The sequence below is a fragment of the Amycolatopsis sp. NPDC049868 genome (genome assembly GCF_044461365.1).
Classification (GTDB): domain Bacteria; phylum Actinomycetota; class Actinomycetes; order Mycobacteriales; family Pseudonocardiaceae; genus Amycolatopsis.
In genome coordinates this window covers 165,919-192,546 of sequence record NZ_JBITKV010000016.1, presented here as the reverse complement: position 1 = coordinate 192,546, position 26,628 = coordinate 165,919, and the positions used below count along the sequence as shown (strand labels likewise).

Annotated in this window: 29 protein-coding genes and 1 pseudogene; 11 read left to right on the top strand and 19 right to left on the bottom strand. The window is 69.2% G+C overall.

Translation table 11 applies throughout. From position 1 onward, the window contains the following. The 5 genes and pseudogenes from ACIBTM_RS41115 to ACIBTM_RS41095 all read right to left on the bottom strand — a co-directional run. Positions 1 to 221 (bottom strand): annotated as a pseudogene (locus ACIBTM_RS41115) (HNH endonuclease); the annotation flags it as partial. 157 nt (positions 222 to 378) lie between these two features. Beyond that, entirely contained in the window at positions 379 to 858 is a 480-nt protein-coding gene (locus ACIBTM_RS41110; RefSeq protein ID WP_395882538.1) for a GNAT family N-acetyltransferase, read from the bottom strand. A gap of 9 nt (positions 859 to 867) precedes the next feature. Continuing rightward, a complete protein-coding gene (locus ACIBTM_RS41105) occupies positions 868 to 1,473 on the bottom strand; it encodes a DsbA family protein (RefSeq protein ID WP_395882537.1) in 606 nt (201 codons plus the stop codon). 36 nt (positions 1,474 to 1,509) lie between these two features. Continuing rightward, on the bottom strand, positions 1,510 to 1,992 hold the full coding sequence (locus ACIBTM_RS41100) for a MarR family winged helix-turn-helix transcriptional regulator (RefSeq protein WP_395882536.1): 483 nt from the start codon (positions 1,990 to 1,992) through the stop codon (positions 1,510 to 1,512). 1 nt (position 1,993) lies between these two features. Further along, complete coding sequence (locus ACIBTM_RS41095; RefSeq protein WP_395882535.1) at positions 1,994 to 3,415, bottom strand: PucR family transcriptional regulator; 1,422 nt, start codon at positions 3,413 to 3,415, stop codon at positions 1,994 to 1,996. Between the two features lie 136 nt (positions 3,416 to 3,551). On the opposite strand from ACIBTM_RS41095, the gene ACIBTM_RS41090 reads away from it, so the two are divergent. The 7 genes from ACIBTM_RS41090 to ACIBTM_RS41060 are packed head-to-tail and all read left to right on the top strand — an operon-like array spanning position 3,552 to position 10,872. Next, complete coding sequence (locus ACIBTM_RS41090; RefSeq protein WP_395882534.1) at positions 3,552 to 4,421, top strand: FAD binding domain-containing protein; 870 nt, start codon at positions 3,552 to 3,554, stop codon at positions 4,419 to 4,421. Then, positions 4,412 to 4,882, top strand: coding sequence for a (2Fe-2S)-binding protein (locus ACIBTM_RS41085; protein WP_395882533.1), 471 nt, complete (start codon positions 4,412 to 4,414; stop codon positions 4,880 to 4,882). Before ACIBTM_RS41090 ends, ACIBTM_RS41085 begins: the two co-directional genes overlap by 10 nt. Further along, the gene (locus ACIBTM_RS41080) at positions 4,879 to 6,228 is read left to right on the top strand and encodes an 8-oxoguanine deaminase (protein WP_395882532.1); all 1,350 of its coding nucleotides are present in this window, start codon (positions 4,879 to 4,881) and stop codon (positions 6,226 to 6,228) included. The genes ACIBTM_RS41085 and ACIBTM_RS41080 overlap by 4 nt, the downstream gene beginning before the upstream one ends. Beyond that, positions 6,225 to 8,507: a xanthine dehydrogenase subunit D gene (gene pucD / locus ACIBTM_RS41075; protein WP_395882530.1), complete on the top strand. Its 2,283-nt coding sequence runs from the start codon at positions 6,225 to 6,227 to the stop codon at positions 8,505 to 8,507. The genes ACIBTM_RS41080 and pucD overlap by 4 nt, the downstream gene beginning before the upstream one ends. A 31-nt stretch (positions 8,508 to 8,538) precedes the next feature. Next, complete coding sequence (locus tag ACIBTM_RS41070; RefSeq protein ID WP_395882529.1) at positions 8,539 to 9,033, top strand: nucleoside deaminase; 495 nt, start codon at positions 8,539 to 8,541, stop codon at positions 9,031 to 9,033. A gap of 34 nt (positions 9,034 to 9,067) precedes the next feature. Then, positions 9,068 to 10,510 (top strand): NCS2 family permease, encoded by a 1,443-nt coding sequence (locus ACIBTM_RS41065; RefSeq protein WP_395882528.1) that lies wholly within the window; start codon positions 9,068 to 9,070, stop codon positions 10,508 to 10,510. Next, positions 10,501 to 10,872, top strand: a complete 372-nt coding sequence (locus ACIBTM_RS41060) for a gamma-glutamylcyclotransferase (protein WP_395882527.1) — start codon at positions 10,501 to 10,503, stop codon at positions 10,870 to 10,872. Before ACIBTM_RS41065 ends, ACIBTM_RS41060 begins: the two co-directional genes overlap by 10 nt. A gap of 43 nt (positions 10,873 to 10,915) precedes the next feature. On the opposite strand, the gene ACIBTM_RS41055 is transcribed toward ACIBTM_RS41060, so the two are convergent. Then, entirely contained in the window at positions 10,916 to 11,605 is a 690-nt protein-coding gene (locus ACIBTM_RS41055; protein ID WP_395882526.1) for a hypothetical protein, read from the bottom strand. 102 nt (positions 11,606 to 11,707) lie between these two features. After that, complete coding sequence (locus ACIBTM_RS41050) at positions 11,708 to 12,259, bottom strand: TetR/AcrR family transcriptional regulator (protein ID WP_395882547.1); 552 nt, start codon at positions 12,257 to 12,259, stop codon at positions 11,708 to 11,710. A gap of 172 nt (positions 12,260 to 12,431) precedes the next feature. Here ACIBTM_RS41050 and ACIBTM_RS41045 point away from each other — a divergent pair, with 172 nt between their 5' ends. Then, the gene (locus ACIBTM_RS41045; protein ID WP_395882525.1) at positions 12,432 to 13,937 is read left to right on the top strand and encodes an alpha/beta hydrolase; all 1,506 of its coding nucleotides are present in this window, start codon (positions 12,432 to 12,434) and stop codon (positions 13,935 to 13,937) included. On the opposite strand, the gene pucL is transcribed toward ACIBTM_RS41045, so the two are convergent. Genes pucL through ACIBTM_RS41025 form a run of 4 tightly spaced genes read right to left on the bottom strand, consistent with a single transcriptional unit; the run spans position 13,934 to position 16,159 of the window. Then, on the bottom strand, positions 13,934 to 14,812 hold the full coding sequence (gene pucL, locus ACIBTM_RS41040) for a factor-independent urate hydroxylase (protein WP_395882524.1): 879 nt from the start codon (positions 14,810 to 14,812) through the stop codon (positions 13,934 to 13,936). The two genes, ACIBTM_RS41045 and pucL, sit on opposite strands and share 4 nt — an antisense overlap. Positions 14,813 to 14,818: 6 nt before the next feature. Next, the gene (uraH, locus tag ACIBTM_RS41035; protein ID WP_395882523.1) at positions 14,819 to 15,136 is read right to left on the bottom strand and encodes a hydroxyisourate hydrolase; all 318 of its coding nucleotides are present in this window, start codon (positions 15,134 to 15,136) and stop codon (positions 14,819 to 14,821) included. Continuing rightward, complete coding sequence (gene uraD / locus ACIBTM_RS41030; protein WP_395882522.1) at positions 15,133 to 15,624, bottom strand: 2-oxo-4-hydroxy-4-carboxy-5-ureidoimidazoline decarboxylase; 492 nt, start codon at positions 15,622 to 15,624, stop codon at positions 15,133 to 15,135. Before uraD ends, uraH begins: the two co-directional genes overlap by 4 nt. A gap of 58 nt (positions 15,625 to 15,682) precedes the next feature. After that, positions 15,683 to 16,159 (bottom strand): helix-turn-helix domain-containing protein, encoded by a 477-nt coding sequence (locus tag ACIBTM_RS41025; protein ID WP_395882521.1) that lies wholly within the window; start codon positions 16,157 to 16,159, stop codon positions 15,683 to 15,685. A gap of 105 nt (positions 16,160 to 16,264) precedes the next feature. Between ACIBTM_RS41025 and allB the strand changes: the two genes are divergently transcribed. Then, positions 16,265 to 17,593, top strand: a complete 1,329-nt coding sequence (allB, locus tag ACIBTM_RS41020) for an allantoinase AllB (protein ID WP_395882520.1) — start codon at positions 16,265 to 16,267, stop codon at positions 17,591 to 17,593. A gap of 1 nt (position 17,594) precedes the next feature. Beyond that, positions 17,595 to 18,611 carry an allantoicase gene (gene alc / locus ACIBTM_RS41015; protein ID WP_395882519.1) on the top strand — a complete coding sequence of 339 codons (1,017 nt, stop codon included), beginning with the start codon at positions 17,595 to 17,597 and terminating at the stop codon, positions 18,609 to 18,611. Here the strand turns inward: alc and ACIBTM_RS41010 are convergent. The 8 genes from ACIBTM_RS41010 to ACIBTM_RS40975 all read right to left on the bottom strand — a co-directional run bounded on the left by ACIBTM_RS41010 (position 18,602) and on the right by ACIBTM_RS40975 (position 25,978). Continuing rightward, positions 18,602 to 18,778, bottom strand: coding sequence for a hypothetical protein (locus ACIBTM_RS41010; protein WP_395882518.1), 177 nt, complete (start codon positions 18,776 to 18,778; stop codon positions 18,602 to 18,604). The genes alc and ACIBTM_RS41010 overlap by 10 nt on opposite strands. 35 nt (positions 18,779 to 18,813) lie before the next feature. Continuing rightward, entirely contained in the window at positions 18,814 to 19,290 is a 477-nt protein-coding gene (locus ACIBTM_RS41005; protein ID WP_395882517.1) for a CoA-binding protein, read from the bottom strand. Further along, complete coding sequence (locus ACIBTM_RS41000; protein ID WP_395882516.1) at positions 19,287 to 20,576, bottom strand: O-acetylhomoserine aminocarboxypropyltransferase/cysteine synthase family protein; 1,290 nt, start codon at positions 20,574 to 20,576, stop codon at positions 19,287 to 19,289. Before ACIBTM_RS41000 ends, ACIBTM_RS41005 begins: the two co-directional genes overlap by 4 nt. A 54-nt stretch (positions 20,577 to 20,630) precedes the next feature. Then, entirely contained in the window at positions 20,631 to 21,812 is a 1,182-nt protein-coding gene (locus tag ACIBTM_RS40995) for a hypothetical protein (protein ID WP_395882515.1), read from the bottom strand. Between the two features lie 24 nt (positions 21,813 to 21,836). Beyond that, positions 21,837 to 23,207, bottom strand: coding sequence for a hypothetical protein (locus ACIBTM_RS40990; protein WP_395882514.1), 1,371 nt, complete (start codon positions 23,205 to 23,207; stop codon positions 21,837 to 21,839). Next, the gene (locus ACIBTM_RS40985; protein ID WP_395882513.1) at positions 23,204 to 23,668 is read right to left on the bottom strand and encodes a hypothetical protein; all 465 of its coding nucleotides are present in this window, start codon (positions 23,666 to 23,668) and stop codon (positions 23,204 to 23,206) included. Before ACIBTM_RS40985 ends, ACIBTM_RS40990 begins: the two co-directional genes overlap by 4 nt. Beyond that, a complete protein-coding gene (locus tag ACIBTM_RS40980; protein ID WP_395882512.1) occupies positions 23,665 to 24,882 on the bottom strand; it encodes a hypothetical protein in 1,218 nt (405 codons plus the stop codon). Before ACIBTM_RS40980 ends, ACIBTM_RS40985 begins: the two co-directional genes overlap by 4 nt. 286 nt (positions 24,883 to 25,168) lie before the next feature. Then, a complete protein-coding gene (locus ACIBTM_RS40975; RefSeq protein ID WP_395882511.1) occupies positions 25,169 to 25,978 on the bottom strand; it encodes a hypothetical protein in 810 nt (269 codons plus the stop codon). Positions 25,979 to 26,199: 221 nt separating this feature from the next. Between ACIBTM_RS40975 and ACIBTM_RS40970 the strand changes: the two genes are divergently transcribed. After that, positions 26,200 to 26,625: a LuxR C-terminal-related transcriptional regulator gene (locus tag ACIBTM_RS40970; RefSeq protein WP_395882510.1), complete on the top strand. Its 426-nt coding sequence runs from the start codon at positions 26,200 to 26,202 to the stop codon at positions 26,623 to 26,625. The last annotated feature ends 3 nt before the right edge of the window (positions 26,626 to 26,628 follow it).

Sequence of the window (26,628 nt, the reverse complement as noted above, 5' to 3'; positions counted from 1 at the left end):
TCAGCGCGCGACAACCCCGCCACATCCGCAAGCCAGCTCGCCGCACTGCCATACCCATACAAATCCTTGGCACCACGAGACTCGATCTCCGCCAAAAACCGCCCCAAACAAGCAGTCGCCACCCTGATCACCCGCAGAGACTGCTCCACGCCATGCGCAAGCTCCAGCTTGCCAGCACGCCACAGCTCCTGCGGCAACTCGGGAAGGAAGGTCTCGGACACACCTCCATAATACCGCAATTCCATCGAACATGTGTTCGTAATTTTGAGCAACAAGCAAAACGCACTAACAACACTGAAGAGTGAAACGTTCGCCAACGCCGAATCACCCTGGGCAACCCTCGCAGTTAGTCGACTAAGCGCGCCCAATAACGGAAACTCAATCAACCGGCTTTACGTATCGCCGACAAGGCACCGAAACCGCCCCATCCGGCCCGTCGACCCGATTGTCGAACTCGCCTTCATCGGCCCATCCGCACCGCTCGTAAAACCGCCGCGCCCGCGCGTTCCCCGGCGCCACCGCGAGCCAGGCGCGGGAATGCCCGCCCGTGCGCACCAGCCGTTCGGCTTCCGCGAGCAGCGCCCCGGCCACTCCGCTCCCGCGATGGTCCGAGGAAACGTAGACCTGTTCGACCTCGTCGCCGACGACCATCACGAAACCCGCCACCTCGCCGTCCGACACGGCGACGGTCGTGTCGCCGACGCGTTCCGCGGCCCGTTCCCAGAACGAATCGCGGGTGCGGATCCGGACGAGCGAGTCGGGCACGTTGCCGAGATGGCCGTCCTGCCAGCCGTGGTACCAGATCTTCGCGACGGCGTCGGCGTCCGCGGAGATGGCCGGTCGAAGTGTCAAGGGCATGCCCGGAGTTTAGGAAACCAGCGCGCCGATCCGCCGCTCCACTTCGTCGGCGCTCGCGTTCCCGGCGACCAGGGTCACAATCCGTTCTCCGGGAAAGGCGGCCAGCAGGGTCGGATAGCCCGTGACGCCCAGTTTCCGCGCCCGCCGGAAGTCGTCCGCGGCGGAAACCCGGTCCAGTGCGGCCTCGACGGCGTCCCCGTCCAGTCCCGCTCGCTGCGCGACCACGCGATAGGTCGAGACCTCGGAAAGGCTCAGTCCGTCGAGGTAGAAGGCTTCCTGCAGCAGGGCCGCGAGCCGCACCGCACGGTCCGGCGCGACCTCGCGCAACGCCGCCATCCCGCAGGCGGCGGCCTCGGAGTCCATGACGAACTCGCCGTCCGCGATGAGCCGTTCGTAGCTTTCGCCGAACGGCGCGCCGGTGCGGCGGGTGATCTCGGCGTTGGCTCCCTGGACGTAGCCGAACTGCCGGATCGGCACCCGGCGCCCGCCCAGGAACAGGCCGCCGGAAACCACTTCGACCGGCAGGTCCGGATGCCGGTGCGCGACGTCGGCCATGGTGCGGGCGAACCCGTACGACCAGCCGCAGTACGCGTCGAAGACATAGATGAGCTTCATGACGAGACCCAACGATGTCTGACTGGTCAGATATTCCTACTTGAGCTTGGGGAGTGCGTCACGTGCCGAGTGGCTCAGCGTCCGCAGGTCCTGGGCGAACCGTTCGCGGTGGTCCGCGGGCAGCGGGTCGAGGAAGAGCCGCTGGATGTTCTCGACGTGCACCCGCGCGGCCCGCACGGTCGTCTCCTCGCCCCGGGCGGTCAGCCGGACGAGTTGCACGCGGCGGTCCTGGGGATCGGAGGAACGCAAGACCAGGCCGAGCGTGGTCATCCGGTCGACCAGCCGGGTCGCGCCGCCGGTGGTCAGCACCTGCTCCTGCGCGATCGCGCGCATGCTCATCCCGGCTTCGCCCGACCTGCCGACGATCAGGAGGACTTCGAACATCAGGTGCGAGATCCCGCATTCGACCTCCAGCGCGCGGCCGAGCAGGTATTCGAGCCGGTTCGCCGCGCCCATCAGCCGGCCGAAGGCGAGCACGCGCGGGTCGTAGGCGGCTTCTTTCGCCGTGGTGATACCCATTTCAGCTCCCTGCCGACAAGGCCAAATAGACGTCGAGCTGTTCGGTGAACTCGGTCAGATCGGTGCCGAGCAGTTCGCTCGCGCGCCCGATCCGGTACCGCAGCGTGTTGACGTGGACGTGCAGCGCCCGCGCGGCCCGCGTCGGTGAGCCGGAGCATTCGAGGAAGACGCGCAGGGTGTGCACCAGATCGGTGCCCTGCTCGGCGTCGTAGCTCAGCAACGGGCCCAGCACCCGGCGCCGCAACGCCGCCCGCAGGTCGTCGGGGGTGCCCGCCAGCAGCAGCCGGTGCATGCCGATCTCGCCGCCGGGGACGACCTCGATCGTGCCGGGCCGTTCCGTCGCCACGGCCAGCGCGTAGCGCGCGACCTCCTTCGCGCCCCGCAGCACGGAGACCGGGGAACGATCGCTGATCCCGATCAGCACCCGCCGGCACGGCAGCAGCGGTTCCACGCCCGCCAGAGTGGCGGTCACCGTGGCGGGCCACTCTTCCGGCCACTCGCCGTCGTCCTCGGCCACCGCCCAGGTGGTTTCCCCGGCGGGGCCGACGAGCGCGCCCGGCGGCAGCAGTTCCGTCAGGATGCCGCGCGCCGCTTCGGATCCTTCGGTGCGCGCGACGACGAATCGCAGATCGCCGCGCAGTCCGGTCGCGGTCAGGGCCGCGTGCGGATCGCTTCCCTCGTCGAGCGCGGCGAGCAAGGGGTCGAGCACCCTGTCGGTGACGGCGCGCACCTCGTCCGCCCGCGTGCGCGCGAGCCCGACCAGTCCGGCGAGTTCCTCGGCGATCTCCGCCTGTGCGGCGGTCAGCGGGCCGCCGATCGCGAGCAGCCACGGCAACGCGTGCCTGCCGCCGACGGGCCGGACGGAGACGTCGTCCGCCTCCAGGGAACGGCCGCCCGCGGCGACGAACCGCCGCACGAGTTCCGACGGCGTGCCGACGGGTTCCACCCAGCAGGGGAGACCGATCTCGGCGCGCGCCCGCTCCAGCAGCGTCTCCACGGACGCGTCTTCCGTCGCCGCTGAAAGCAAACGTTTGCGAGCGCCTTCCGCGGCCGCGGCCAGCGCCAGCACGACCCGTTCGGTGACGACCGAGAACGAGAGGTCCGCCGGCACTTCCAGCAACGGGATCCCGTGCCGCGTACAGGCTTCGACGAGATCCTCGGGTATGCCGTCGGAATCCGCCCCGGACGCCGCCAGCGCCGCCGCCCCGGCCTTCGCCAGCGCGGCGACGAAGGCCTCGGAATCACCCGCCCCGCGCCACCACAGCAACCCGCTCAGGACGAGTTCGCCCGCCGACACGTACCGCCCGGGATCGGGCAGTTCCGTGACGTAGATCCGGGACACCGGACGGTCGAGCAGAGCAGTCCCGGCGCGTACGCGCAAGCGCAGCCCGGGCAGCGCCAGCAGAGTTTTCACGGTCGTCATCAGGTTTGTAGGAAAGCACAAAACCGCCCGTCCGGGCAGGGGAGATTTCATGCTTCGGCACCGTTGCCGCCATACGGGGGCAGGGCGTCTACTGAGTCAGCCGTCACACACCTCCGCCGAACCGAGGAGCCCGAGAGTGGATTTCCTGCGCCCCAGCTCGCTGACCGAGGCGCTCGCCGTCAAGGCCGAGCGGCCCGACGCGGTACCCATCGCGGGCGGCACGGACGTCATGGTGGAGCTCAACTTCGACCACCGCCGCCCCGGCGCGCTGCTCGACCTCAACCGCGTCACCGAACTCGCCGAGTGGACCGAAACCGACGGCAAGATCCGTCTCGGCGCCTCGGTGCCCTACGTCCGGGTGATCGCTGAGCTGGGTGAAGTTCTGCCCGCGCTGGCGATGGCTTCCCGCACCGTGGGCTCGCCTCAGATCCGCAACCGCGGCACCGTCGGCGGGAACCTCGGCGCCGCCTCGCCCGCCGGCGACACCCATCCCGTGCTGCTCGTGCTCGGCGCCGTGATCGAGGCCGCGTCGGTGCGGGGGACACGGCTCATCCCGGCCGAGGAGTTCTATCTCGGCGTCAAGCGCAACGCTCTCGAACCCGACGAGCTGATCACCGCGGTACACCTGCCCGCGGAGGTCGGGCCGCAGCAATTCGCGAAGGTCGGGACGCGTAACGCGATGGTCATCGCGGTCTGCTCGTTCGCGCTGGCGCTGCATCTCGACACCCGCGAGATCCGCGCCGCCGTCGGCTCGGCGGCGCCGACCCCGCGTCGCGCGACCGCGGCGGAGGAGTACCTCAACGACGAACTTCCCTGGTCCACCAAGGCGTCTCTCACGGATTCCGTCAAACGCCGGTTCGGCGAGCTGGTGTCGGAGGCGGCGTCGCCGATCGACGACGTCCGCGGCAGCGCCGATTACCGCAAGCACGCGTTGTCCGTTCTGGCGCGGCGGACGCTGACCTGGGCGTGGAACGACTTCCAGAAGGGTGAACGCGAGTGCGCGTGAACGTGACGATCAACGGCGAGTCCCGCCAGGCCGACGACGTCTGGGAGGGCGAAAGCCTGCTCTACGTGCTTCGCGAGCGGCTCGGTCTCCCGGGCTCCAAGAACGCTTGTGAACAGGGCGAATGCGGTTCCTGCACGGTGTATCTGGACGACGTCCCGGTGTGTTCGTGCCTGGTCGCGGCCGGTCAGGTGGAGGGCCGCGAGGTTCGCACGGTCGAAGGGCTCGCCGACGGTGACGAGCTGGACCGGGTCCAGCAGTCCTTTGTGGACGCGGGCGCCGTCCAATGTGGCTTCTGCACCCCCGGCCTCGTGGTGGCCGCGCACGATCTGCTCAACCGGGTCGAAAACCCCGCCGACGAGGAGATTCGCGAGGCGCTGGCGGGGAACCTCTGCCGGTGTACCGGATACGAGAAGATCCTCGACGCCGTCCGGCTGGCCGCGACCAGGGGAGAGACCGCGTGAAGACCGTCATCGAGAACGCCGCGATCGCGACCGTCGACGGCGCGGGCACCGAGCACGCCTCGGGCCACGTCGTCATCGAGAACGACCGCATCGCGGCGGTCGGCGCGGGGAAGGCGCCCGACGGCGAGTACGACGAACGCGTCGACGGCTCCGGATGCCTGGTCACCCCCGGCCTGATCAACACCCACCACCATCTCTACCAGTGGGCCACGCGCGGTCTCGCCGCCGACCACACCCTCTTCGAATGGCTGGTCGCGCTGTATCCGATTTGGGGCAGGCTCGACGCCGAGATCACGCACGCGGCGGCCACGGCCGGGCTCACCAGGCTCGCGACCACCGGCTGCACCACGGTCGCCGACCACCACTACGTCTTCCCGCGTGACGGCGGCGACGAGGTCGAAGCCCTCGCCGCCGCCCGGATCCGCGTCGGCGTACGGCTGCACGTCGTGCGCGGCTCGATGGACCGGGGCGAGTCCCAGGGCGGGCTCCCGCCGGACAACCTCGTCGAAGAGACCGAGGCCGCGTTGCTGGGCACCGAAGCCGCGATCGACCGGTTCCACGACGCCTCCGCCGGCGCGCATCTGCAGATCGCGGCCGGCCCGTGCTCGCCGTTCTCGGTGAGCGAGCGGCTGATGACCGGCGCGGCGGAATTGGCGCGCCGCAAGGGGGTCCGGCTTCACACGCACCTCGCCGAGACGGTCGACGAGGAGAAGCAGTGCCTCGCCGAAGTCGGCTGCACCCCGGCGGAATACGCCGACAAACTCGGCTGGCTCGCCGACGACGTCTGGCTCGCGCATTCGATCCACCTCGCCCCGGAGGCGATCCGGCGGATGGGCGCCACCGGCACCGGTGCGGCGCACTGCCCGACGTCCAACGGGCGGATCGGCGCCGGGATCGCCCCGGTCCGGCAGCTGCTCGACGCCGGGGTACCGGTCGGGCTCGGCGCCGATGGCGCGGCGTCCAACGAATCCGGTGGCCTCGGCGAGGAACTGCACCAGGCGCTGTTGCAGGCACGGCAGCGCGGCGGGCCGCGCGGGCTGACCACGCGGGAAGCGCTGTGGATGGGCACGATGGGCGGCGCGCGCTGCCTCGGCAGGCAGAAGGACCTCGGCTCGATCGAGGTCGGCAAGCTCGCCGATCTCGCGGTCTGGAACCTGAACGGCCTGAACTACGCCGGGATCACCGACCCGGTCGCCGCCTTGGTGCTCGGTACGACCCCACCGGTCGAGCGGCTGTTCGTCGGCGGCGCGACCGTCGTCGACGGCGGGGCACCGCGCGAGGAATCCGAAGACGAGATCGCCCGTGAGCTGGCCGTGGCCAGTGCCCGGCTGAGGGAGACGGTATGACCACCACTGAAGTCTCCAAGCAGACCACCGAGAACGGCGTGGGGGCGAGCCCTCGGCGGCCCGACGGCACGGTCAAGGTCCGCGGTGAGTTCGCCTACTCCTCGGACCTGTGGCACGAGGACATGCTGTGGGGCGCGACGCTGCGCAGCCCGCATCCGTACGCGCGGATCACCGGTATCGACATCACCGAAGCCCTTGCCGTGCAAGGGGTGTACGCGGTGCTGACGCACGAAGACGTGCCGGGCGTGAACAAGTACGGCCTGGAGCACGCGGATCAGCCGGTGCTCGCCGTCGACGTCGTGCGCTACCAGGGCGAGCCCGTCGCGCTCGTCGCCGCGGACCACCCCGAGACCGCGCGCCGGGCGATGAAACGGATCAAGGTCTCCTACGAGGTCCTCGAACCGGTGACGGATTCCGAGAAGGCCGCCGCCGGTGAGGGCGCCGAACTGCACCCCGGCGGGAACGTCGTGCGTCACGCCAAGATCCGCCACGGTGACCAGTCGGTGAAGGCCGACGTCGTGGTGTCCGGCGTCTACGAGGTCGGCATGCAGGACCAGGCCTTCCTCGGGCCGGAGTCGGGTATGGCGATCCCGGACACCGAAGGCGGTGTCGATCTTTATGTCGCCACGCAATGGCTTCACGTCGACCAGCAGCAGATCGTCGCCGCGCTGGGCCTGCCCAAGGACAAGGTCCGGCTGACGCTCGGCGGTGTCGGCGGAGCGTTCGGCGGCCGCGAAGACCTCTCGATCCAGGTCCACGCGTGTCTGCTGGCCCTGCACACGGGCAAGCCGGTCAAGATGGTCTACAACCGCGAGGAATCCTTCTACGGCCACGTGCACCGCCACCCGGCGAAGATGTACTACGAGCACGGAGCCGACAAGGACGGCCGCCTGGTCTACGTCAAGGCGAAGCTGTACCTGGACGGTGGCGCGTACGCGTCGTCCACCGGCGCGGTCGTGGCGAACGCGGCCACGCTCGGCGTTGGTCCGTACAATGTGGACAGTGCTTCGGTCGACTGCTGGGGCGTGTACACCAACAACCCGCCGTGCGGTGCGATGCGCGGTTTCGGTGCGGTGCAGGCGGGCTTCGCGTACGAGTCCCAGATGGACAAGCTCGCCGAAGCGTGCGGTATCGACCCGGTCGACATCCGGATCCGCAACGCGATGGCCGAAGGCAGTGTCATGCCCACCGGCCAGATCGTCGACTCGGCCGCCCCGGTCGCCGAACTGCTGGAACGCCTGCGCGCCAAGCCGTTGCCGGTCACGCACGAGGAACTCGACCTGCGCCGGATGCCCGGCGGCGTCTCCAACACCACGCACGGCGAAGGCGTCGTCCGGGGTGTCGGGTACGCGGTCGGCATCAAGAACATCTGTTTCTCCGAGGGTTTCGACGACTACTCGACGGCCCGTGTGCGGCTTCAGCTCGTCGGCGGCGAACCCGCGGCGACCGTGCACACCGCCGCGTGTGAGGTCGGCCAGGGCCTGGTCACGATCATGCAGCAGATCGTGCGGACCGAACTCGGCATCGAGCAGGTGACGATCCTGCCGATGGACACCAATATCGGCAACGGCGGTTCGACGTCGGCGTCCCGGCAGAGTTACGTCACCGGCGGCGCCGTGCAGGCCGCGTGCGTCGCGGTGCGATCCGGGCTGCACAAGCATCTGGCGGGCAGACTCGCCGCGGACGGGAAGCTGAACGTCGTCGCGAACAAGGTCGTCTCGGCCGACGGCAGCGTGCTCGCGGACCTCGCCGACGTCCTCGGTGACGAGGTCTTCGACGAGACCGTCGAATGGCGGCACCGTCCGACGGTGCCCATCGATCCCGAGACAGGGCAAGGGAACGCGCACGTCCAGTACGGCTTCGCGGCACACCGCGCGGTCGTGGACGTCGACACCGAACTCGGCCTGATCAAGGTCGTCGCGCTCGACTGCGCGCAGGACGTCGGCAAGGCGCTCAACCCGCAGGCGGTACTCGGCCAGATCCAGGGCGGTTCCGCGCAGGGGCTCGGGCTCGCGGTGATGGAGGAGATCCAGACCGCCGACGGAAAGATCCGCAACCCGTCGTTCACCGACTACCTGATCCCGACCGTGCTGGACATGCCGCCGATGGACATCGACGTCCTGGAACGGCCCGACCCCAACGCCCCGTATGGTCTGCGCGGGGTCGGCGAGCCGCCGACGATCTCGTCCACCCCGGCGATCGTCGCGGCCATCCGCGCGGCCACCGGGCTCGCGCTGCCCCGTGTCCCGGTGCGTCCCGAACACCTCACCGGCACCTGAATCCGTACTTTTTCGAGCTAGGAGCACATCCGTGGGTACCCGTCTGTCCATTTCGGAGTCCGACGAGCAGAAATGGCTCGCCGAAGCCGTCCAGCTGGCCACCTCGAACGTCGAAAGCGGCGGCGGCCCGTTCGGCGCGATGATCGTCCGCGACTGTTCGGTGCTGGCCACCGGGACCAACCAGGTGACGCCGACGCTGGACCCGACGGCGCACGCCGAGGTGGTCGCGATCCGCGCGGCCTGCCAGGCGATCGGCGATTACAGACTCGACGGCTGTGTCCTCGTGACCTCCTGCGAGCCTTGCCCGCTTTGCCTTTCCGCCGCGCTCTGGGCGCGTGTCGGCAAGGTCGTCTACGCCGCGGACCGCCACGACGCGGCCGAGGCGGGCTTCGACGACCGCGAGTTCTACGACCTCTTTTCCCGCCCGCGCGAGACCTGGTCACTACCCGTCGGCCAACTGTCCCTTCCGGACTCCTTCGCGCCTTTCCAGGCCTGGCTGTCGAAACCCGACAAGAAGGTTTACTGATTCTCTTCCCGCCCCACAACGTTGTGGAGTAGGCATGACCCAATTAGGTACAGAGCGTCCCCACCTGCCCTCGTCCGAGCCGAGGCGGCTGTCCGGGCTCGACCGCTGGTTCAAGATCTCCCATCGCGGCAGCACGATCGGCCGCGAGGTGCGTGGCGGGATCACCACGTTCGTCGCGATGTGTTACATCGTGTTGCTCAACCCGCTCATCCTCGGCGCGTCGGCCGACATCACCGGCGCGCGGCTGAGCACCGAGGCGATCACCACCGCGACCGCGCTGGCGGCGGGTGTCACCACGATCCTGATGGGACTGGTCGGCAACGCGCCGCTGGCGCTCGCGGCAGGCCTCGGCGTGAACGGTGTCGTCGCCTTCCAGATGGCTCCGGCCATGACCTGGGCGCAGGCCTTCGGGCTCGTCGTCCTCGAAGGCTTCTGCATCGTGCTGATGGCCGTTTCCGGGGTCCGGGAACGGATCATCAACGCGATCCCGATGGCCCTCAAGGTCGCGATCACCGTCGGGATCGGGCTCTACATCGCGCTGGTCGGCCTGGTCAGCGCCGGATTCGTGACCAGGACACCGGATTCCGCGCAGTCGACGGTGCCGGTGCGGATGGGGATCGCCGGCCACCTCGAAGGCTGGCCGATCGCGATCTTCTGTCTCGGGCTGCTGCTGATGATCGTGCTCGTGAGCCGCGGGGTGCCGGGCGCGGTGCTGATCAGCATCGCGGTCGCGACCGGGCTCGCCGTGCTCGTCAACAGCGTGTTCCAGGTCGACGGCTGGGGGCTGGTCGAGCCCAAGGTGCCCGACCAGGTCGTGGCACATCCCGATTTCAGCTTGCTGGGGGATATCGATCTCTTCGGCGGATTCGGGTCGGCGGGCGCGGTGACGGCGGCGGTCTTCCTGTTCACGCTGGTGCTTTCCGGGTTCTTCGACGCGATGGGCACGATCACCTCCGTATCGGAGGAGGCGGGCCTGGTCAAGAACGGCAAGGTCGAGGGGATGGGCCGGATCCTGCTGGTCGACGGCGCGGGCGCGCTGGCGGGCGGCGTCACCGGATCGGCGCCGAACACCGTGTTCCTCGAATCGGCGGCCGGCGTCGGCGAAGGCGCGCGGACCGGGCTGGCGAGCATCGTCACCGGCGGGTTGTTCACCGCGACGCTGTTCCTGACGCCGCTCGCGGCCGTCGTCCCGGCACAGGCCGCGGCGCCCGCGCTGGTGGTCATCGGCGGGATGATGATGGCGCAATGCCGCCGGATCCCTTGGCAGGACCTGGATTTCGCGATCCCGGTGTTCCTGACCATCGCGCTGATCCCGTTCACCTACTCGATCACCAACGGGATCGGCGCCGGGCTGGTCGCCTACGTGCTGATCAAGATCTGCAAGGGCAAGATCCGCGAGATCGGCTGGATCCTCGGGATCCTGGCCGCGGTGTTCGGGGTGTACTTCGGGATCGAAGGGATCATGTCGTGGTTCTGATGTTCCTCAACGGCGGCGGTATGCGCGGCGGACCGCTGCACGAACAGTTGCAGGGCGCGCCGTTGTGCTGCGTGGCCCGCTCCGCGCCCAAGTACCGCTACTTCTCCGTGGGCGACCGGTTCCCGGCGATGTACGAGGGCGGTTCCGCGTCCGTCGTCGGCGAGGTCTACGACCTGCCGCTCACGGTGCTGAGGGACCACCTCGTTCCCGCGGAACCGCCGGAACTGGAGCTCGGCGTCGTCGAACTGGAGGACGGCGCGGCCTGTCTCGCCACCGTCCTGCGTTCGTCCTATGTGGACTCATCGGAGCTGGCGGACATCTCCTCCGTCGGTGATTGGCGGGCCTATCTCGCTTCCCGCTAGAGGTTCCGTGAAGGCCTCCCCGCAAGGAGGCCTTCACGGAACGTCAGAGCACGAAGACGAGGTCGCTCGCGGCGGAGTGGAACATCTCGGGCCGGCCCGCGTAGAAGGCCCGCCAGACACCGGGCTTGCGGTGCTCGGCCGAGGCCGCGAAGGCCCAGGTGGTGCCGTTCCAGGTGGCGTCGACCGTCGCCGCCGTGGTCCAGCGGTAGGTGCTGAGTGAGAAGTACTGGAGTTCGACCGGGATCGGGTTCGCGGTGTACCGGCCGGGGAACTCGATCGTGCCCGCCGCGGTCACGGCCTTGTCCACGCCGCGGCCCGCCGTGAACGACGTGATCTCGACCGGGTGGAGCACGACGATCTTCGGGGTGTCGGCGCGCGAGTTCGCGATCGACGGGTCGGTGGAGAAGAAGTCGGCGTGGTAGTTGCCGGTGCGGATCGGGGTCAGCGTGGCGCTGTAGGCGCCGGCGGCGTCGGTGACCGGCTTGGCCTGCGCCTCACCGCAGAAGCCGTTGAAGCAGAACGAGATGGCCACCTCGGCCCCCGCGATCGGGGTGGCGTCGGACTTGGTGAGTTTCCCGGAGATCGTGACGGTCTTCCCGGCGTCGATCTGCGTGGTGCTGGTGGTCGCGGTCAGGGTGGACGGCTGCACCTCGGCGGCGGTCGCGGGCATCGCGCCCGCGGTGAGCAACGCGGCCGCGGCGATGGTGCCGAGCACGAGCTTCCTGATGATCATGGGCTCCCCAAACGGATTCCGGTGTTGGCGACGGCTAGGTCGGCCGGAAGTCGTCGTCCGTTGCGGAGAAATCCCTGTGTTCAGAAGCCCGCCGTCGGTGCTTCACGCATCGGCGAGCAGCGTTCGCGCGAAGGCCACGGACGACGCCCCCGCCACCTCGAGTGCCTCGGTGTCACGCAGTGAACGGCTCAGGACGAACGCCCCTTCGAGGCTGTTCACCAAAGCGATCGTGAGCCGCCGAGCGGACTCGGGGTCGAGGCCGTACTTGCCCAGCTTCTCGGTTCCGGTCTCGATCCACGCCGTGAACACGTCGGCCGTGGCGATCCGCAGCTTCTCGTTGGTGCTGGCGACCTCCAGCGCGACGGTCGCGATGGGGCACGCGTCGGCGTAGTCGGTCGCCTTCAGTGTCTCGGCGGCGCCGGCGAAGCAGGCCTCGATACCGTGGATCAGGTCCGGCTCGTCGGCGAAGAAGATCTCGAACAGCGCGAGGTACATCATCCCCGAGGTGCGGATGACCTCCTCGCCGAGCTGTTCCTTGCCGCCGGGGAAGAAGTGGTACAGCGAGCCGAAGGGCGCGTTCGCCGCCTCGACGATCTGCTTCACCCCGGTACCGGTGTACCCGTTGCGCCGGAGCAGCTCGGCGCCGGCGTTCACGATGCGTTCCCGCGTTCCAGTCACGGCTCCATGATAGAGCGTTCTATCAAGTTCCGGTCGTCCCTTCGACCTTGGTTCACCTTCCGGCGCTACCTGCGGTCGATGTTCGCGTGGTGTGCCCGGCCCTAGCGTCGGGAGCCGTCGAGAATCCGAGGAAGACAGGGGGAAGGACATGAAGCGGCTATTGGCCGTCGGGTTGCTTCCGGTGATCGTGGGCGGGCTGCTCACCGGAGCCACCACGGCTTCGGCGAGCGTCCCGGCTCACTACGCCGGCCAGAAGCTGGATTGGCATCCTTGCGCGGCGGAGGAACTGGTCACGTTGCCGCCGGGCACCGACATCAGCGGGCTCGAATGCGCGACGTTCCGTACTCCTCGCGACTGGGATCGCGCGGACGAGCGGCAGGACCTGACCATCGCCGTCAGCAGGCTGAAGTCCACCGGGCCGTCGACGGCCTCGACGTTCACCAATCCCGGCGGGCCGGGCGGTCCCGGGCGCTGGTTCCCGGTGACCTTCCGCGGGCAGGAGAAACTGCGTGAACACCAGGACGTCATCGGCATCGACGTGCGCGGGACCGGCAAGAGCACCAACGTCACCTGCCGGGGCGCGGCAGGGCTCATCCAGCAGCTGGATCCGCGCGATCGCGACCCGCGCAATCTGAACCAGATCCTGGCCAATGCCGAGCACGTGGCCAGGTCCTGTCAGAGCGCCGGTGGCGAGCTCGGCCCGCTGATCACCACCCACCAGACGATCAGGGACTTCGATCTGCTCCGCGTCCTGCTCGGCCGGGAGAAGATCAACTGGGTCGGCTACTCCGGCGGAACCTGGCTGGGAGCGCACTACGCCCAGCAGTTCCCGCAGCGGACCGGGCGATTCGTGCTCGACTCCTCGACGGAGTTCACCACGGACTGGCAGAAGACGTTCGACCGGCAGCCGGTCGGTTTCGAGCGGCGCTGGCGGCAGGACTTCCTGCCGTGGATGGCGCGGTACGACGCGAAGTACCACTTCGGCACCAACGGCGAAGAGGTCCGGCAGACCTATGAGCGGGTCCGCTATGCCTTGTCCCGCAACCCGATGGACGGGAAGGGGCCGATGGCGCTCGACATGTCCATCATCTACCTGCTCTACAAGAAGGCGACGTTCCCGGCGCTGGCCGAACTGCTGGTCAAGGTCCGGGACGCGATGGAGAATCCAGGGGCGAAGGCCGAGGCCAAGGCCGCCGTCGAGGCCGCGGGCGACCACCCCGACGCGCAGGACGCCACCTTCTGGAACACCCTCTGTGGCGAAGGGCGTTTCATCGGCACCCGCGAGTCGCTGATCCGCGCTTCGCAGCGGAACCTGGACCGCGGGCTGCTCCTGGCGGGTGGCGGCACGCTGAACGCGTCGGTCTGCCTGTTCTGGGACAAGGAGCCGCGCCCGCTGCCGAAACTGGACGGCAAGGGGGTCCCGCCGGTGCTGATCGTGCACTCCGAGCACGACCCGGCCACGGCGATCGAGGGCGCCAGGAAGGCGCACGCGGGGTTCGCGAACTCGCGCATGCTGACCGTGACCGGTGAGGGCGACCACGGGCTCTACGCGGACGGGAACCCCAAGGTGGACGAGATCGTGAACGCCTACCTGGTCGACGGGGTCGTCCCCGCCGACCAGAGCGTCCCCGGTATGCCGCTGCCGGTGCCCTAGAAGGCGGCGAGGGTGTGCCAGGCCAGGCCGGCGTCTTCGGCGTCGTCGCGGAGGACCACGCCCTCGATCAGGCCGTACGGACGGTCGGCGGCGTAGAAGACCTCGTTGTCGTTCTTCAGCCCGAACGGTGACAGGTCCACCAGGAAGTGGTGCTTGTTCGGCAGCGAAAGCCGGACTTCGGCGACCTCTTCGCGTTCCTTGAGCACAGCCTCTCCCATCGCGTACAGCGTCTGCTGCAGGGAGAGGCTGTGCTTGTCCGCGAACGTCTCCAGCATGATCCGCCGGACCTCCGCGTGGCTCGTGGCCCAGTCGATCCCGTCGCCCTGGTAACGCCAGCGCGCGGTCACGGCGGTCGCCAGGATCCGGTCGTTCGTCTCGGCCAGCGTCGTGTACTTGTCGCGGGGGAAGCCGTGGAACTCCGAACCGGTCGACTTGAGCACCACGAGATCGTCCAAACCGGACACCACCCAGGCCTGGTCGCCCTGGACGGTCACGGCGGTCGTCCGCTTCTCGCTGCCCGCTTGGGAGAACGCGTGGTCGTGGCCCGAGATCCGGTTCCAGCCGTGTTCGTCGATGAGGATCCGGGCGCCGGTGATGTGCTCGAACGAGCCGACGAAATGGCGTCCGAGCCGCAGCGCGAAGTCCTCGATCTCGCCGACCGGGGCCTCTTTGGCGAAGGCGTAGACGGTGTTTTTCTGCGTGTCGGTCGCGACGACATCGGCGTTGTCGCCGGTGAGGTGCGTCGCCGCGAGGTCGCCGCGAAGCGACGTCGAAACGGTGAGGTCTTTGAGGTGGTGGACGGTGCCTTCGCGCTGAACGGTGACGAGCCGGACTTCGGCCTTGCCGTACTGGTTGGGGCCCAGGGTGATGGCCACGGGCGATCAGCTCCCTCGATAGGTGGAATAGGCGAACGGGCTCAGCAGCAACGGCACGTGGTGGTGCTCGGTCCCGTCGGCGATGCGGAAGGTCAAGGTGACTTCGGGGAAGAAGGAGTCCGGGCCGAGGTGGGCGCCGGTGTCGAAGACCAGCCGGTACACCCCGGGGTCCAGGGTGTCCGGGCCGAGGTCGCGGATCCGGCCGTCGGCGTCGGTCCGCCCTTCGGCGACGGGATCGCCGGCGCCGGTTTCGAGCCGGACGCCGACGTCCGCGGCGGGCCGTCCCGCGGCGGTGTCGAGGATGTGCGTGGTCACGAGGCTCATGCCGTCACCGCCTTCTCCAGCCGCAGCGCGGCGATCTTGGCCAGCTCTTGGCCGGCCACTTCGAGTTCCTTCTCGGGGCCGTTCGAAAGCCTCGAACGGAGGTTCTCCAGCAGTTCGGCGCCGCTCCGGCCGCTCGCGCAGACCAGGAAGACATGCCCGAACGTCGCTTCGTATTCGGCGTTGGCCGCGGCGAACTCGCGCGCCGCGTCACCGTCCACTCCGGACTGTTCGGAGCGCGACCAGCCCGCTTCGGTGCTCTCGCCGCCGGCTTTCTCCCCGATCCGGGGATGGGCCGCCATGGCGCGCCGGACCTCTTCGGGGCGCAACGGGGTGAGCGCCTCGGACGCGGCGAGCAGCGCGGCGAGGCCGGCGTACGGGCGCCTGGCCAGCAGGGTTTCCACCCAGCGCGGGACGTCGAGGCAGGCGGTCAGCGCCGGCCGGACGTCCTGTGCGGGAGCCTCGTTGAACTCTCGAATGGTGAGCGGCACGGGAACTGACGGTACGGCGACGCTTCGGCCGTCGTCAACATTTTGTTGAAACAGCTCTTCAGTCTTGGTCCCGGTTGAGGTAGTTGTAGACCGTGAACCTCGTGACCCCCAGTGCCTCGGCGACCGTCGAAACCGACTTGCGGAGGCCGAACGCGCCGCGTTCCTTGAGCAGTCGCACCGCGCGCTGCTTGGCGGCCCGGTCGAGGGTGTCGAGTTTCCCGCCGAGTTCGCGTTCGACGTCGCCGATTAGGCGGGCGAGCGCGCTGTGCAGTTCTACGGCGGGCTCGCCCGCGTCGTCGCCGACCTGCCGGAGCTGGAGGGTCACGCGCGTGGCGCCGCCGTCCAGCGCCGCCCTGGCGATGGCGGGAAGCGCGTCGAGGAGGGTGTCGGCGTCACCGCGGACGAGGGTGCCGAGCGGGCCGAAGTCGGCGGACAGTCCCGCGTCTTCCGCGGTGTCGCGGGCTTTGACGGCGTGTTCGGGTGGCGGACCCTCGCCGTGGAACGGTTCGCTGGTGAACTCGGCTTCTAACTGCACGAAGCGAAGGTAGCGCCGCCCGGGCTCGTTGACGAGCAGGGTGGCCGGAGTTAATGTCGGAGTGCGAAACCTCGATTCCACTCAGTGGAAGTTGGAGGCTTTTAGATGGACTTGGTGATCAAAGCCGCCCGAGCCGTGACGGCCGCCGGAGAGGTACCCGCGACCATCGGTGTCGACGGCGGCCGCATCGTCGCGGTGGAGCCCGCCGGAGCCGACCTGGACGGCGATCGGGTACTCGAACTCGGCGAGGACGTCGTCCTCCTGCCGGGTCTGGTGGACACGCACGTGCATGTCAACGACCCGGGCCGCACTGAATGGGAGGGTTTCGCCTCGGCGACCCGCGCGGCCGCGGCGGGCGGGGTCACCACGATCGTGGACATGCCGCTGAACAGCCTGCCGCCGACGGTCGACGTCGCGTCCCTGGAGGTGAAGCGCAAGACCGCCGAGGGGCGGGTGCACGTCGACGTCGGGTTCTGGGGCGGCGCGATCCCCGGTAACCTCGCGGACCTGCGTGGTCTGCACGAGGCCGGCGTGTTCGGCTTCAAATCCTTCCTGCTGCATTCCGGCGTCGACGAGTTCCCGCCGCTGGACGCGCGCGGGCTCGAAGAGGCGATGACCGAACTGCGGACCTTCGACGGCATGATCATCGTGCACGCGGAGGACTCCGACGCGATCGATCACGCGCCCGATCCGCACGGCGAGAAGTACGAAGACTTCCTGCACTCGCGTCCGCGCGGCGCGGAGAACGTGGCGATCGCGCAGGTCATCGAGCTGGCGAGGAAGACCGGCGTCCGCGCGCACATCCTGCACCTGTCCTCATCGGACGCCCTGCCGATGGTCGAGAGCGCGCGGCGTGACGGTGTCCGGCTCACCGCCGAGACCTGCCCGCACTACCTGAGTTTCACCGCGGAGGAGATCGGCGACGGCGCCACGCAGTTCAAATGCTGCCCGCCGATCCGCGAGGCCGGGAACCGCGAACTGCTGTGGCAGGGTCTCGCGGACGGCGTCATCGACTGCGTGGTGACCGACCATTCGCCGTGCACGCCCGAACTGAAACGCTTCGACAGCGGCGATTTCGGGCTCGCCTGGGGCGGGATCGCCGGCCTGCAGCTCGGCCTGCCCGCCGTCTGGACCCAGGCACGGCAGCGCGGGTTCGCCCTCACCGACGTCGTCCGCTGGATGGCCGAACATCCGGCCGCGCAGGCGGGGATGCGCCGCAAGGGGCATCTCGCGCCGGGCTACGACGCCGACTTCAGCGTGTTCGCGCCCGACGAGGCCTTCGTCGTCGACGTCGCGAAATTGAAGCACCGCAACCCGGTCAGCGCCTACCACGGACGGCCGCTGGCCGGTGTCGTCCGGAGCACGTGGCTGCGGGGCGAGGAGATCACCGGTGAAGACCCGGCAGGCGTTCTGCTGACCCGGGGTGATTGCTGAGATGGAGGATGCCGTGAACGACCGTCCTGAGTGGACAGCCCTGCCCGATCTGGCCTCGCGCAAGTTCGGCGGGACCGTGATGTGGGCGACGGACGAGTTGTTCGCCGAGAAGGAGAACCTGGTCAATCCCTGGGTACCCGCGCATCAGACGGAGACCTTCGGCCCCAAGGGCCAGGTCTACGACGGCTGGGAGACCCGGCGGCACCGCGAGCCCGGCGACGACCAGGCGGTGATCCGGCTCGGCCTGGCGGGCGCGATCACCGGCGTCATCGTGGACACCGCGTTCTTCAAGGGCAACTACCCGCCGTTCGTCTCGGTCGAGGCGTGCGCCGTCGACGGTTATCCCAACGCGGCCGAACTGTCCGAAGCGGACTGGGACGTGCTGGTGAAACGTGGCGCGGCGGCGGGGCACACGGAGAACTTCTTCGAGATCGGCGGCAGCAAGCGCTACACGCACGTCCGGCTGACCATGCATCCGGACGGCGGCGTGGCCCGGCTGCGCGTGCACGGCACCCCGATCCCGGACCCGCGCCTGCTCGACCTCGGTGCGCTCGATCTCGCCGCGCTGGAGAACGGCGCGGTGGTCACCGGATGCAGCAACATGTTCTATTCCTCGCCCAACAACCTTCTCTCGCCGGGGCTCGCCGCGCATCAGGCCGAGGGCTGGGAGACCGCGCGGCGGCGGGACGACGGGAACGACTGGGTCACGGTGCGGCTCGCCGGCGCGGGCGTCGTCCGCTTCGCCGAGTTCGACAACAGCAACCTCAAGGGCAACGCGCCGGGCTGGGCGGCACTGAGCGGCCGGGACGGCGACGGCGAATGGGTCGAACTGCTGCCCAAGACGCGGTTGCAGCCCGACACGCGGCACCGGTTCGCCCTCGCCGCGGGACCCGAGGTGACCGAAGTCCGCCTCGACATCTATCCCGACGGCGGGATGGCGCGCCTACGTCTCTTCGGGGCGCTTTCGGAGCGTGGCCGCGCCGATGTCGCTTCGCGTTTCGAAGCGGCTCAGGGCTGAGCGTCGCGCCGGTTCAGGTACGCGGAGAACAACGAGAGGACGATGCCGACCGAGAAGATCGCGGTGAGCCACCAAGCGCCGCCGATGGACAGGTTCCACACCAGGGCACCCGCCATGAGCACTGCCATGACGATGTTCCTGATCTGCAGCGGCGTCGGTTTGGCCATGCCGCCACCCTCTCACGGGCCGGGGCAGGCCCTGGTCAGGGGGCGGACTGGCGACGGGAGCTGATCACGCCGGTGTTGAAACCGGCGAGGTGGAGCCCACCGGCGAACCGGGCGTGCTCGATCTTGACGCACCGGTTCATCACCACGTCCAGCCCCGCCTCCTTGGCGCGGTCGGCGACGGGTTCGTGCCACAGGCCCAGCTGAAGCCAGAGCGTGCGCGCTCCGGCCTCGACGACCTCCTCGGCGACGCCGGGGAGGTCGTCGTGCTTGCGGAACACGCTGACCAGGTCGGCCTCGCCGGGCACGTCGGCCAGCGACGGGTACACCGGCCGCCCGAGGAGTTCGTCCAGCCGCGGGTTCACGAAGTTGACCTCGTACTTGCTGGAGGAGAGCAGGTACGTCGCGACGAAGTAGCTCGGCCGCGCCGGATTGTTCGAGGCGCCGACGATGGTCACCGACTTCGTCCGCGAGAGGATGCGGCGCCGCTCGACCGCGCCGACGTCGTAGGTCATCCCGCCACCGCCTTGCCGAGCGCCTGATCGAGATCCCACAGGATGTCGTCGACGTCCTCCAGCCCGACCGACAGGCGGATCAGGTCCGCTCCCACCCCCGCCGCGTGCAACTGGTCCTCGGAGAGCTGCTGATGGGTGGTGGACGCCGGATGGATGACCAGCGTCCGCGCGTCCCCGACGTTCGCCAGATGCGACAGCAGCTCGACCGAGTTCACGAACGTCTCCCCGGCCGCGCGGCCGCCGTCGACGCCGAAGGAGAACACGGCGCCCGGCCCGGCGGGCAGGTACTTCCTCGCGCGGTCGTGGTGTGGGTGATCCGGCAGGCCCGCGTAGTTCACCCAGGCGACCCGGCTGTCGTTCGCGAGGTACTCCGCGACGGCTCGCGCGTTGGCGACATGGGCGTCCATCCGCTGCGGCAGTGTCTCGACCCCTTGCAGCAGGAGAAAGGCCGAGTGCGGTGAGAGGACGGCGCCGATGTCGCGCAACTGCTCGGCGCGAAGCCGGGTGCAGAAGGCGTACTCGCCGAAGTTCTCCCAGTACTTCAGGCCGCCGTAGCTTTCGACGGTCTCGGTCATCCGCGGGAACTTCCCGTTGCCCCAGTCGAACTTCCCGGACTCGACGACCACCCCGCCCAGCGTGGTCCCGTGCCCGCCGAGGAACTTCGTGGCCGAATGCAGCACGATGTCCGCGCCGTGCTCGATCGGGCGGCACAGGTACGGCGTCGCCAGGGTGGCGTCGACGACCAGCGGGATGTCGTGTGCGTGCGCGAGCTCGGCCAGCCCGGCGATGTCGGCGATCCCTCCGCCGGGATTGCCGATGACCTCGGTGAAGAGCAGCTTGGTCCGGTCCGTGATGGCGGCCGCGTAGTCCTCGATGCGGTCTCCGCTGACGAAGGTGGTCTCGATACCGAAGCGGCGCAGCGTCCCGGTGAGTTGCGTGACCGTCCCGCCGTAGAGCCCGCCCGCCGAGACGATGTGGTCGCCCGCCTCGGCGAGGGCGGAGAAGGTCAAGAACTCCGCTGCCTGACCACTGCCGGTGGCGACCCCGCCGATCGCGCCTTCGAGACTGGCCAAGCGCTCCTCGAAGGCCGCGACCGTCGGGTTGCCGATGCGGCTGTAGATGTTGCCGTACTTCTGCAGCGCGAACAGGTTCGCCGCGTCGGCCGCGTCCTCGAAGACGAAGCTCGTGGTCTGGTAGATGGGCACGGCGCGGGCGCCGGTCGCCGGATCGGGCGTCCCGCCCGCGTGCAGGGCGCGGGTGCGGAAGCCCCAGGTGCGTTCACTCATCGCGCCCGACGCTACCTCGCGTCCCACTCCGTGACCATCGTTCCCAGCACGTGGCTACTTGCGGTCCAGGGTGATCACGGTGCCGGGACGGTGACCGTTCCGGCGCGGGGTGACCGGACGCGGTTCACGGGACACCGCGACCCCGGCAGGCCGCTGGCGATCGACCGGCAGTACCTCTCGCGAGTTCGTCCGGTCGGCCAGCCGCAGGGACTGTGCCGAGGTCAGCCACTCTTCGGCCGGCTCCGCGATTTCGAGCAGCAGTGCCTCGAATTCGGAGCGGGTGGTCTCGAGGATGTGCGGCGCCGCGAGCCAGCGCAGCACCTGACGTCCGGTGACCGCCATCCGCTGACGTGGTGAGGACACCAGCCGCTGATCGAAGTAGCGGATCAGCACCTCGTCCACGGTGTCCCACGCGTTGGCCGCGCCGAACAGGTCCAGCACGTCCTCCGAACCGAGGATCTTGAACGCCTCGGTCAGCAGTTGCATGACCTCGACCCGCAGGACGTTCAGGTGACCGTACGAGGTGAACTTCAGGTTGTTCCGCAGGTCGAGACCGCTGCGCCGGACGACCGCCACACTGCCGAAACTCGGGTCGTACGCGCGTTCGCGGACGACGTCGGAGATCCGCTTGTCCCGCCAGAACAAGGCGACCTGGTTGCTGAACTGGGTGAACAGCTGGTGGAAATCGGTGTTCGGCCGCGAGTTCGCCGAGCCGAGCCCCTTGCCGTAGCCCAGCACACGCCGGTACGCGCTGACGCGGTCCCGCCGGGTGTAGCGCAGGACGTCCCGCCGGTCGAACCGGTACAGCCCGAACGCGCCGGGGCCGTCCGAAAGCCGGATGGCGCCGCCCTGGAACAGCTCCTGCAGCTTCTGCACCACGCGGAACACGCCGATCCGTTCGTGCTGGTACAGGTAGTACAGATCGCCGACCGCGATGACCCGTTCCGAGGCGACGGTCTCGTCGTAGGCGTCGACACCCGGTGGCATCGACGTCGCGCCGAGGTCCGCGGCCGAACCGTCGCCGAGCCCGACGAGCTGTGCGATCCCGCCGTCCGCCGGCCCCGGTTTGCCCCGCTGTTCGGCCTCGACGGCGGTGAGCATGTCGTCCAGCTGTTTGAGGACCGCGTCGCCGAGTTTCGGGTCACTGCCCAGTTCGTTCGCGAGCTTGCCGGCGACCTGGCCGCGCAAGGCCGCGACCCGGTCGAAGAGTTCCCGGTATTCCTTTTCCGTGCCCATCGTCTTCCTCCCGTACGGGTCCGGCTACTGCCCGGGCCGCTTGCGCGTGGTCCGGGGTTTCGGCGGTTCCTCCGCCTCGGGTGGTGTCTGCCCTTCTCCGGCGCCGCGCCCCTCACGGAGCTCGGCGACCGAAGGCACCGCCGGTGTCCGGCCGGGCGGCGGCGTGAGCTGCGGGGTGGGCGGCGCGGGCGGGTTCGGCTCGGACGAGGACGGTGAGCCGTCCCGCCCGATCGGCGCGGCGATCCGGACGACCTCCTGGAGGTGGTCGTCGAGTTCGTCGATGGCTCGCTGGACACGGGAGCTGAAGAACCCCGGGGGAAGCGACGCGCGGAAGTTGCCCGGCACGTCGCCGTTGGGACCGCCGGTGTTCTGCCGGGGAAGGTTCGCCACGATCCGCTGCAGCCGCTTCGCGATCTGCAGGAACGACGTGCCGACGCCTTCCTTGCCCGCCGACTCGATCAGCTTGCCGCCCTCGAAGGTGGCGAACTCGCGGATCCAGCGCAGCAGCCCGCCGAGCGACATCGTCCCGCCCTGCGGATCCGGGACGCGGAGCACTTCGAGGTCCTCCTGCTGGACGAACACCGACCGCAGCATCGCGACGACCTCGTCGACCTGCGAGGCGGTCGCCGACAGCAGCTGGGAGAGCGCGACCACGGCGGGACCGAAGAACGGCTGGCCGCCGGCCGGCTGCGAGAACGGGTCGATCTTGTCGCGTGCGTCCTGCCAGCCCCTGAACAACGAGACCACCCAATCCGTCAGCGTGATGAAGGAGGTCTGGATCCGTTCCTCTTCGATCGTGTTGACCTTGCCCGAGACCAGGCCGAACTCGTCCCGAAGCTGGCCGAGGTGCCCTTGCGTACGGTCCCCGGCGCCGACCGCGAGGCCGCCGTTCCCGAGCAGCAGCAGGAAGAGCTGATCGACCCGCGCCACGCGGATCAGCGGGTTCTCCAGCTCCTGCCGGATCTGTTCGAGATCGTGCCGGACGAGCGCGCGGAAGCCCTCCGCGTTCTCGGGATCCGCGTCCGTCCTCAGTGGACGGAGCGAATCGAGCAGTGCCAGCGAGTCCTTGACCGCGCTCCTGGCCCTCGCCGCGAGCGAGGCCTGGCCGCCGGTGACGGCGCCGAGGTCGGCCTGGATCGCGTATCCGCGCGGAGTCCATTTCGCCTCGGTGCGGCCTTGGACCTCTTTCAGCTCGAAGCTGCCGGTCAGCGCGGCGACGAACCCCTTGGTGTCGCCTTCGCGCCACTTCCAGCCGAGCATGTCGCTGATCGTCTGTTCGGCGAGTTTGCCGGGGGCCGCCGCCTGCGGTGGGTACTGCCCGGTCGACAGCGGATACGCGCTGTCGATGTCCTGTGCGCGCGGCAACGTCGCGCCGCGGTCGTCGTTGATCGTCATCGGGTCGCCCCACATCCCTTGAATTCGGCCAGTTCCACTGCTTCACGCCAGCACCGCACCATCACGTCCTCCGCCGAGGACAAGGCGGCGGCGCATTGGTCCACCCCGGCGTGGAAGCTCTTCGCCCAGCCCCGCCATTCCTGTTCCCGTCCGTGCACCGCGCGCAGCAGCCCGGAGACCGCGTGGTGCGAACGGCACTGCCCGTCCACCCGCCGCCGCAGGTTCAGCAGCGACGACGCCGTGGTGTGCAACGACTCCGCGCTCACCGGGCGCTGTGTCGCGCGTGTGGCCGCCTCGACCTCCCCGGTTCCGTCCAAGACGACCTCGGCGAGATGATCCGCCGCGGCGAGCCCGACGCCGGCGGGCCGGTCTTCGGCGACGCTGATCTCCAACGCCCGCCAGCACGCGGCCACCTGGTTCACTTCCTTGCCCAGCCGGGAGAATTCGGTGTCGAGCGTCATCTCGCCCTCCTGCCGAGCTCTTCCATGAAGAAGCCGAAAAGCCGTTTCGGGGGAGCCATCCGTTCGTCGAGCGCGAACCGGACCGCGCCGATCAGGAACCGTTCCGGTACCACGCCGGGGGAGACCCCATCGGCCAGTCTTTCCGCGGCTTCTTCGATCATCGCCTGTTCTTTGGCTTCGAACCGCAGCACCTTCGCCAGGGGACGGTGCCCCAGCGACGGGAACGAGGTGAAGCACATCGCGTCCACCACCGCGGGGATCGCCTTGTCCGCCGTCTTCAGCAGTGCCGACGGTGCGTTGATCAGCTTCGCCCGCGGGTACAGCTTGTGCCACATCGCCGCGTACGACTCCGCGTGCCGGGCGAAACCCATGCGGCGCAACAGTTCCACCGAGATCTTCGCGCGGAGGTACGGCACCGGATGCACCGCGCGCGGGGTGAACCCCGTCGTTTCGAGTTCGGTGCGCCCGATGACGTCGAACAGCGAACCGACGACCGCCGGACCGCCCAGCAGCAGCGCGGACAGGTCGGCGAACGTCTCCCGGTTCCACCTGACCCAGACGCCGGTCACGTCCCGCGGCACCCCCGCTTCGACGAGTCTTGCCGCCACCTGCAGCGGGATCGCCCTGGCGATGCCGAGGTCGTTCTGCAGGTTGTGACTCACCTCGTGCAGGACCGCGCCGAGCGTCCACGGGTTCACCAGCCGGTGGTACGGAAGCTGGATCAGCGGAAAGGGATTGAGCCGGTTCCCCAGCCGCCGCAGGGGGATCCCGCGGCGCGAGGTGGCCGGACCGGATCCGGTGCGCAGGTAGCAGAACGGTGGCGGGGTCGGGATCGACCGCCAGCGCCCGATCCCGAGGTAGGCGTACTGATAGCAGTCGAGTGCCACCCGGTCGCACGCCACCAGCCACGGGGCGAACGCGCCTTGCCGCTGGTTGAACAGATCGAGGTAGAAGTCCCAGACCCGTTCGGTGGTCGTGACCCAGCGCTGTGCCCGGGACTTCGCCCGCAGCAGCCGGGCGAGCTCGGCCCGCTCCGGCCGCGCCACCGCCTCGTCCGCGGCACGGCGAACCGAACGGGTCGCGGAGTACAACGGCTTCCGCAAGGTCGCCATCGTCTGATTGACCGCCGCGAGATGCGCCCGGCTCGGGCCGGTGGCCGGATCACCGAACTCCGACCAGCGGAACGGCCGCAGCGCCTCCAGATGCCGCTCCACGTTGGTGGCCTGGGACAGGACCCAAGCCGTCAGTTCGTCGTCCCCGGACGGCCTCGCCCGCCGGAACCCGGTGGACGAGGCCGATTCACCGGATGCCGCGGGCTGCGCCTCAGCGCGTGTTGGCGGAGCTGAAGTTCTGTCCGGGAAAGCGACCCTGCGGGTGAACCCGCCTCGGCCGAAGGCCCCGCTATGGCGGTGGCAGGGCGCCTTCAGTTCCTTCGCGACCTGATAGGCCAGGTCGCGCCCTGCCGACGTCGATCGCGGACGCGGGTTCACCAACAGAGACTCAGCGGCGGCGCGCACGGCCGCGCGCCTTGCCACGACGGGCGGCGCCCGCCCGGCCCCGGGACTGCGTCCGGCGCCCGCCGCGGGCGGCGGGGCGACGACGGCGCTGCTGGGGACGGCCGCGGCGGCGCTGCTGGTTCCGGCGGTTCGCGGGCGCGTTCTGCGCACTGTTCACGGTGTGGCCGACCAGCCTGCGCGTGATGTACCGGGCGTTGATCGGGCGGCCGTCGGCGTACCGGCGCCCGACGTCGCGCGCGGTGCGGCCGATGATCTTCGGGATATGCCGGACGGCGCGGCGGGTCGCCGGGTTCCGCCACAGCTTGCGCCCGAGGTTGACCGCGCCGCGGATCAGCTGAGGACCGTGTTTGATGATCTTCGGCGCCGCCCATTTCGCCGCCTGGAACGCCAGCGGCGCGAGCGCGCCGAGGAAGGCCTCCGCCTCGTCCTCGGTCTCGGCGTTCTCGGCCTGGAAGGCCAGTTGCGCCATCATCTCGGCGTCGGGATAGACCCGCCGCGCCGGATGCGTGAAGTCCTCGTCCTCGGATTCCAGTTCGAACTCGTCCTCGAGTTCGCGGACGACGGCCTCGAACTCGGACTCGAATTCGTCCTCATCCTCGTACTCGCCGTAGACCTCGTCCTCCAGCTCGTCTTCGAGCTCCCGGGCCAGGCCGCCGAGCTCGTCTTCGAACTCGTCCTCGTCTTCGAATTCGCCTTCCAGTTCGTCCTCGAGTTCGTTTTCGAACTCGGCCTCGAGTTCACGGCTCAGCTCGTCTTCCAGCTCGCCGTCCACTGCCGCATAGCCACGGCTCATAACCGTTCTCCTCTGCTCCGGTGAAAATCCGCGATCGCCGGCGCGGTGCGTCGGTGAGCACTGACCCGACACTGCCCGCATACCGGGGGGCACCGGTAGTCACACGTTCCTGCGTGACATGAATCGACTAGTTCGTACTTGTCACACAAACCGACGATGCGCTTTTCGTGTCGGAGGGGTTTGCTAGAGAGGGAGGGAACCTAGAGGGGGGAGGCCGGTCTATGTCCACGAGCCCGGTGATGGGATTTCCCGCGTCGTCGCTACACGACCTCGCGCGGCAGCGGGCGACGGTCGTCACGGAGGACGAAGCCGTACGAAACCTGACGAGATCACTCGTCAGACGTGTCATGGAACTGAACGACGGGGGCACCGTGCAGCGGAAACCGCTGCTCGACGTCACCGAGCACGGCGTCAGATGCCTGCTCGTCCCGGTGACGCCGGAGCCGCACGACCTGCTCAGCCCGCGCGAGCACGAAGTGGCGCGCATGGTCGGCCGTGGCTATACGAACAAGCAGATCGCCGGCGTGCTGGAAATCAGCCTGAACACGGTTTCCGCGCATATGCGCCGGATCTTCACCAAACTGGGGGTCGGTTCCCGGGCGGCGATGGTGGCCGCGTTGACCGGTGAGAATCTCGCCGCCGGATGAGGC

Coding starts and splice junctions, on each gene's coding strand:
- ACIBTM_RS40970 (WP_395882510.1), top strand. CDS start 26,200: ATGTCCACGAGCCCGGTGATGGGATTTCCCGCGTCGTCGCTACACGAC.
- ACIBTM_RS41055 (WP_395882526.1), bottom strand. CDS start 11,605: ATGATCATCAGGAAGCTCGTGCTCGGCACCATCGCCGCGGCCGCGTTG.
- allB (WP_395882520.1), top strand. CDS start 16,265: ATGGACTTGGTGATCAAAGCCGCCCGAGCCGTGACGGCCGCCGGAGAG.
- ACIBTM_RS41010 (WP_395882518.1), bottom strand. CDS start 18,778: ATGGCCAAACCGACGCCGCTGCAGATCAGGAACATCGTCATGGCAGTG.
- uraH (WP_395882523.1), bottom strand. CDS start 15,136: ATGAGCCTCGTGACCACGCACATCCTCGACACCGCCGCGGGACGGCCC.
- ACIBTM_RS41000 (WP_395882516.1), bottom strand. CDS start 20,576: ATGAGTGAACGCACCTGGGGCTTCCGCACCCGCGCCCTGCACGCGGGC.
- ACIBTM_RS40990 (WP_395882514.1), bottom strand. CDS start 23,207: ATGACGATCAACGACGACCGCGGCGCGACGTTGCCGCGCGCACAGGAC.
- ACIBTM_RS41095 (WP_395882535.1), bottom strand. CDS start 3,415: ATGACGACCGTGAAAACTCTGCTGGCGCTGCCCGGGCTGCGCTTGCGC.
- ACIBTM_RS40975 (WP_395882511.1), bottom strand. CDS start 25,978: ATGAGCCGTGGCTATGCGGCAGTGGACGGCGAGCTGGAAGACGAGCTG.
- ACIBTM_RS40985 (WP_395882513.1), bottom strand. CDS start 23,668: ATGACGCTCGACACCGAATTCTCCCGGCTGGGCAAGGAAGTGAACCAG.
- alc (WP_395882519.1), top strand. CDS start 17,595: ATGGAGGATGCCGTGAACGACCGTCCTGAGTGGACAGCCCTGCCCGAT.
- pucD (WP_395882530.1), top strand. CDS start 6,225: ATGACCACCACTGAAGTCTCCAAGCAGACCACCGAGAACGGCGTGGGG.
- ACIBTM_RS41100 (WP_395882536.1), bottom strand. CDS start 1,992: ATGGGTATCACCACGGCGAAAGAAGCCGCCTACGACCCGCGCGTGCTC.
- ACIBTM_RS41045 (WP_395882525.1), top strand. CDS start 12,432: ATGAAGCGGCTATTGGCCGTCGGGTTGCTTCCGGTGATCGTGGGCGGG.
- ACIBTM_RS41110 (WP_395882538.1), bottom strand. CDS start 858: ATGCCCTTGACACTTCGACCGGCCATCTCCGCGGACGCCGACGCCGTC.
- ACIBTM_RS41065 (WP_395882528.1), top strand. CDS start 9,068: ATGACCCAATTAGGTACAGAGCGTCCCCACCTGCCCTCGTCCGAGCCG.
- ACIBTM_RS40995 (WP_395882515.1), bottom strand. CDS start 21,812: ATGGGCACGGAAAAGGAATACCGGGAACTCTTCGACCGGGTCGCGGCC.
- ACIBTM_RS41005 (WP_395882517.1), bottom strand. CDS start 19,290: ATGACCTACGACGTCGGCGCGGTCGAGCGGCGCCGCATCCTCTCGCGG.
- ACIBTM_RS41105 (WP_395882537.1), bottom strand. CDS start 1,473: ATGAAGCTCATCTATGTCTTCGACGCGTACTGCGGCTGGTCGTACGGG.